Annotated in this window: 4 protein-coding genes; 3 read left to right on the top strand and 1 reads right to left on the bottom strand. The window is 48.3% G+C overall.

The window, feature by feature from the left end; genetic code table 11:
• Positions 1–31 precede the first annotated feature (31 nt).
• Genes PKX57_RS11105 through PKX57_RS11095 form a run of 3 tightly spaced genes read left to right on the top strand, consistent with a single transcriptional unit; the run spans position 32 to position 4,369 of the window.
• Positions 32–3,130, top strand: coding sequence for an efflux RND transporter permease subunit (locus tag PKX57_RS11105; protein ID WP_214047903.1), 3,099 nt, complete (start codon positions 32–34; stop codon positions 3,128–3,130).
• Positions 3,131–3,140: 10 nt separating this feature from the next.
• On the top strand, positions 3,141–3,530 hold the full coding sequence (locus tag PKX57_RS11100; RefSeq protein ID WP_213919693.1) for a DUF3783 domain-containing protein: 390 nt from the start codon (positions 3,141–3,143) through the stop codon (positions 3,528–3,530).
• The gene (locus PKX57_RS11095; protein WP_213919694.1) at positions 3,527–4,369 is read left to right on the top strand and encodes a GNAT family N-acetyltransferase; all 843 of its coding nucleotides are present in this window, start codon (positions 3,527–3,529) and stop codon (positions 4,367–4,369) included. Before PKX57_RS11100 ends, PKX57_RS11095 begins: the two co-directional genes overlap by 4 nt.
• A gap of 12 nt (positions 4,370–4,381) precedes the next feature.
• Here PKX57_RS11095 and PKX57_RS11090 read toward each other — a convergent pair whose 3' ends face one another.
• Positions 4,382–5,335: a cyclic nucleotide-binding domain-containing protein gene (locus PKX57_RS11090; protein WP_213919695.1), complete on the bottom strand. Its 954-nt coding sequence runs from the start codon at positions 5,333–5,335 to the stop codon at positions 4,382–4,384.
• Between the last annotated feature and the right edge of the window lie 161 nt (positions 5,336–5,496).

Here is a 5,496-nt window from a genome sequence, read left to right as displayed (position 1 = left end):
GTGTTTAGAGAGTGATTATCGGGTGAGTTCAATGTGGAGAAGATTGCTTGGAGAACTATCCAGAAGACCTGTTGCTGTTTTTCTTTTGATGGGAACACTGATATTCCTGGGGCTTTTTTCCTGGCAGAAACTGCCGGTCGACCTTCTGCCCAATCTGAACGTTCCCTACGCTCTGATCGTGACTCCGTACATAGGAGCGACACCCGGGGAGGTTGAAAGAGATATCACCGATCCTCTAGAAAGCGCCGTTTCCTTTGCCAGCGGCGTGAAGAGTGTCTCATCGCAATCGCGTGACGGATACTCGATACTTACGGTCGAGTTCGAGGGAGATACCGACATGGCTTTCGCGGTATCGAGATTGAGAGACTACATAGATACGTTTTCCTTCGAGCTTGCAAGCGATGTAGATCCCATAATAGTCGAATTCAATCCCTCGCTTCTACCGGTGTATATACTGGGAATCTCTTCCAGAGAGGCAAAGGATCTCCAGGCTCATACAAACAAACTCATGGGAGCGCTTTCGAGAATCGACGGAGTAGCAAACGTGATGCTCGCCGGTATCCCCGAGCAGCAGGTTGTAGTCACTCTAGATAGAGAGAGAATGGAGGAGCTGGAGATACCGCTGGAGATAGTAAAAACCGTTCTGGAAGAAGGCGTGCGCTATCCCATGGGTTTTCTGGAGAATGACGGCCTGGTGTACACTCTTTCGGTCCGATGCGAGTTCACTTCGCTGGAAGAGCTTTCGAACACGGTGGTGGGATTCAGAGGTATGGGGAGTTCGATATCGGCCCTGACACTGGAGACGGGTCAGGGCTTCCGGCTTGATGGAATCCCTATTCCCGTCAGGTTGAACCAGATAGCCGTTGTGGAGTTGGAAGATCAAGAGATAAGGGGTGCGATCTCCGTTAACGGTCAAAGTGCAGCTGTTCTAACCGTTCAAAAGCAATCGGGAGCCAACACTGTGAATGTCGCCGCCGAAATCTCGGAGATACTTAAAGAGTGGGAGAAATCGGAGACACAATCGGAAGTGATAACGATCAGTGATACGAGCCAATTCACCAACATGGCTATCAACGGGCTTTTTAGGAATCTGCTTATTGGAGCGCTCGTGGCCACCCTGGTGATCTTCGCCTTCTTGAGGAACTTCGTTGCGACTCTAGCCATAGCGGTTTCGATGCCTCTCTCTCTGCTGACTGCGATACTGATACTCTACTTTTCCGGTTTGGGGCTGGACTTGATGACCCTGGGAGGTCTCACCATGGCCGTAGGAATGATAGTTGACAACAGCATAGTCATACTAGAGGCCATATACAGATACCTCGAAGCCAGGAAGAGACCTTATGAGGCGGCTGGCGAAGGCTCCGAAGTTGTTGGTGCTATCTTCGCCTCAACATTGACAACCGTAGCCGTTTTCGTGCCTTTCGCCTTCATAAGCGGTCTAGCCGCTCAGATCTTCAGATATTTTGCGTTTGCACTGGCCTTTTCTCTGGGCGCTTCGCTGTTCATAGCTATAGTCATGATTCCAGCCTTCACAGGATTCATAAGGGTCAGGCGACCCAGGGAAAGCAACTATGTAAGATATAAAGCTTTTTTGAAAAAGTTGCTAGAGCGGAGATTTCTAACCGTGCTGGTATTCATCGCGATATTCGTTATAAGTCTATTCGGCTTCTTTTTAAGGGACACCGAGTTCATACCAAGCTTTGACAACGGCATCGTTACCATTGATATAACACTACCAAAAAACACTGATTATGGTACCACAGTAAAGGCGGCAAAAGAGATAGAAGCCTCTATACTCGGTAATTCGTCCGAACTCGCTTTGAAAACGGTCTATACAATGGCCGGTGTTACCGGGGATATAATAGCTCTCCTGGCAGGTTCGTCGGAGAACACGGCCACTGTCCAGGTCTATCTGAAGGATCTCGGCGAGAGGCGAATTTCCACAGAGGATGCGTTGAGAATTTTATCGAAGATCACAGACGGAATTGTTGAAAAATATAGCGGAGAGATCAGCATCGGCACGAGCGGTCTGGAACTGGAGGCCGTCTTCGGCAGAGACATAGAAATAGCCGTATTCGATGGCGATCTTGATAGTATGAAGGCCAGGATCGAAGCTTTTGCCATCGAGCTTGCTGGCTTGGAGGGTGTCGAGAATATACAGACCAGTTTCGATAACAGACAGGATGTACTCGAGTTGACTATAGACAGGAGCAAGGCCACACTTGCCGGCCTTTACCACTTACAGGTTCTGGCGGCCATTCAGCCCTACACGATAGGTATTGACCTTGGGAAGATCAGCCTGAACGGAAGGAGTTTGCCGGTTAAGCTTCAACAGGTAAAGGGAGAGGGGTATGAATGGATCAAATCCCTTCCGATCGATTCTTTGCTTGGAAGCAAAACCTATGTCGGCGTAGTCTCCAGCATGGAGATAAGGGAAAGCCCCTCAACAATAGAGCACTTTGACAAACAGCGGGTTGGCTATGTGAAAGCCGACGTGATGGGCAGACCTCTCGGACAGGTTGTAGAAGAAGTGAGATCAATCATAGACGGCCGGGATGGCCTGGCCGAATGTCAGCTGAAAGGTCAGGGAGACCTTATAGAGCAGATAATAGAGCAGTTCGGCTTTGCTCTCTTAGCAGGGATAGTCTTCATGTATCTAATAATCGGCGCCCAGTTCGAATCACTGGTGTATCCACTGGTTATCTTCTGCACCCTTCCGATGGCTCTTGTCGGCGTGGTCGTCGTTTCTTACCTGTTCAATCTCACTATAAACATCAGCAGCCTGGTGGGAGTACTTACACTGGCAGGCGTCATAGTTAACAACGGAATAGTGATGATAACTCAGATAAATCAGTTGAGGGAGGGTGGAATGCAAAAGAGAGAAGCTATCCTTGAAGGGGCTGGCAGGCGGGCAAGGCCGATTCTGATGACATCTCTGACGACTGTTGTCGCATTACTCCCTACGGCTTTCATAAAGTCAGAAGGTTCGGAATTAGAGAGCCCCCTCGCTCTAATAATCGCCGGAGGATTGCTGGTGGGAACTCTCTTTACGCTTTTGCTGACCCCTGTTCTTTACGACTTGATAGACAATCTCTCCGTGAGATTCAAAAAGAAAAGCCCCATACAATGAGGTGTTTGCGGTGAATCGAAAAGCGAGTATTTTGGTCTGGTGCGACCAGGAAGCACTGGATGTTTTGAGAGAGAGAATTCCGGGAATCGTAATAGTTGATTGCCGCGGATTTGAACAATACACCGTCGAATCCATTCTAAAAGGAGAGAACATTGAGCGGGAACTCTTTTCCAACGGAGGAAGGCGGGGGGACGAGAACGAAGCGTATTGCTTCGTCGTCTTCGATGGTCTCAAAAACGAGCTCGTAGGTCGTGCGGTGAGTTTCATCAAAAAGGCTGTCGGGAGAAGATGGATCTTCGCCACCACGACGGAGAACAATATATCCTGGAAGCTGAAGAATCTTCAGGAGGAGTTGATAGAGGAACACAATTATTTCGAAACGAGAGGCGATAAAAAGTGATTGAAGGAGCTTTTAGAAAGCTGGATGAACTCTCAAAGGTCGATGTGGTGAATCTCCTCAACATCATTTTCGAAGATTATGCGTTGCGAATGCAGTGGAATCTCGAGAGCTTCGATCGCGATGTCCACGAGAACAGTATCTCGCTGTCCGATTCGTTCGTCATGGATATGAAGGATGAACCGGTCGGGATAGTTCTGCTCAGTTTCAGAGACAAGCGGGCCAGAATCGATCTTATGGGCGTTATTCCATCGTTCAGGAGGAGCGGCGTCGGTTTTCAGATGGTTGACGAGGCGGTGAAGATCTGTAAATGGAGGGGCAGCGATAGCGTAGTGCTGGAGGTTCTCAAGAAGGATTCGAGGGCCATGGGCTTTTACAGAAAGTTTGGTTTTCGCGAGAAGAGGGACCTGGTCACTTTCTTCCTCAGAAAATGCGGCAATAACGGTTACGTTCTTAAGAGAACCACGCCCGACGTAGTAATGGAAAAGGCTCTCTGTACTATGGGTAAGTACGGCAGACAGCCTGAATGGCAGCGCGAGCCATCGAATTTTTCCCGCCTGGATTTATACAACTTCGACAGAATAGTAGATGAGAGCGAAAGGGAAATCGGATACTGTGTCTGGGGTCAGAAAGAGGATGTTATGTATGTGGTCGACTCCGGTCCATCGGAACGTTCCGATTTTCATGAGGTGCTTCAAGCTGTCTGTGGCATAGCAAAAGGCAACGGCTATCTTCTCTTGTTTCCAACCGTTCCGGAAGAAGATGCGTTGTTCAAAGCCGCCGAAAAACTCGAACCGGAAATACTACTCGTGCAGACTGAGATGATCTATAAGCTTCATTGAAAAAAACGGGGCTCAATAGCCCCGCATCTCTCTTGAATAGCCGAGCAGATATTCGAGCAGTCTGAACCCCTCCGGGGGAAATTTTTCTATTAGAATATCGAAAAACTCTTCGTCACCAAGAACCGCGAACCTTGAATCGTCACCTGCAACCACCGTAGTATCCCAGCTTCCTCCGGTGAATGCGTGGATCTCTCCAACCGAGTCAGGAGCGTCGATTGTGAAGAGTAGCGATGTCCTACTTCTGCTTGTTTTAAGAAATTTCAGATTTCCTTCCAGCAGAAAGACCACGTTGTTGGACTTGTTCCCTTCCTCAAATATAACTGTATCGCCCCTGGCCCTGGAGGATCTGTCCGACAGGAGATCGGCGAAATGATTGAAGAAATCCTTACCGTAACCCGGGCCTTTAGTTATCAGTCTATAGGAGGTCTCGAGAAGTTCGAGATAACAAACCATCTTCCTTGCAAGAAAAGAAAGTTCGTTGTTTGCTCCACTCATGATCTGAACGATGGTCTTGAGGGAGACTTCTACTTTCCTGTTGTAGATACAGCTTACCGCATAAAAGATCATCGCCGGCCAGGTCAGAGGTGAGTTCTCGTAATGAGAGATGTAGAATTTGAGAACCTCTTCGGCCTCAGCAAATTCACCTCTCTCTATGAGCTTTACACCTTTACGATAGAGAGATTTTTCACCGAAGAGAAGCGGAGGGAACTCATCGAGCCATCTTTGTTTGGCCTGTATGAGCTTCTTCATGTAATCCTCGAAGTCCATATCTCTGTAACGTTCACAGGCAGATATTTCCTGACGGACACTGTCGAAGACTCTTTTCAGTCTTTCAGGTTTGGCTACCAGGTATTCTCTTAATTCCTCCTTGCTGCCGACCAGTACCGACGAATAGCCTATGGTGAAAAGATCTCCACTGTGGTTACAACCGGTTATGGTGATCGGATCGGCGAGTTCACCGGCCATATATATCCTGTCATTTACTCCTTCACTTTTGAGTAAAAGACCACCAGAAGAGACTATATAGAATTGATAAGGTTCTCGGCCGCTTTCGACGAGTCTGAGATCTCCTTCGAAAATCCTCTCTCTAATTTCCCTTCAGCACCTTTCCTCAGTCTTCCCAGAGC

Origin of the sequence: Mesotoga sp., from assembly GCF_035363035.1 — a bacterium.
In the GTDB taxonomy this organism is placed as follows: Bacteria; Thermotogota; Thermotogae; order Petrotogales; family Kosmotogaceae; genus Mesotoga.
The sequence above is the reverse complement of the archived record's forward strand: the minus strand, read 5'-3'. Positions and strand labels throughout refer to the sequence as shown.

Bases quoted from the DNA above. Each gene is read 5' to 3' on its own strand.
- PKX57_RS11105 (WP_214047903.1), top strand. From the start codon at position 32: ATGTGGAGAAGATTGCTTGGAGAACTATCCAGAAGACCTGTTGCTGTT.
- PKX57_RS11090 (WP_213919695.1), bottom strand. From the start codon at position 5,335: ATGGCCGGTGAACTCGCCGATCCGATCACCATAACCGGTTGTAACCAC.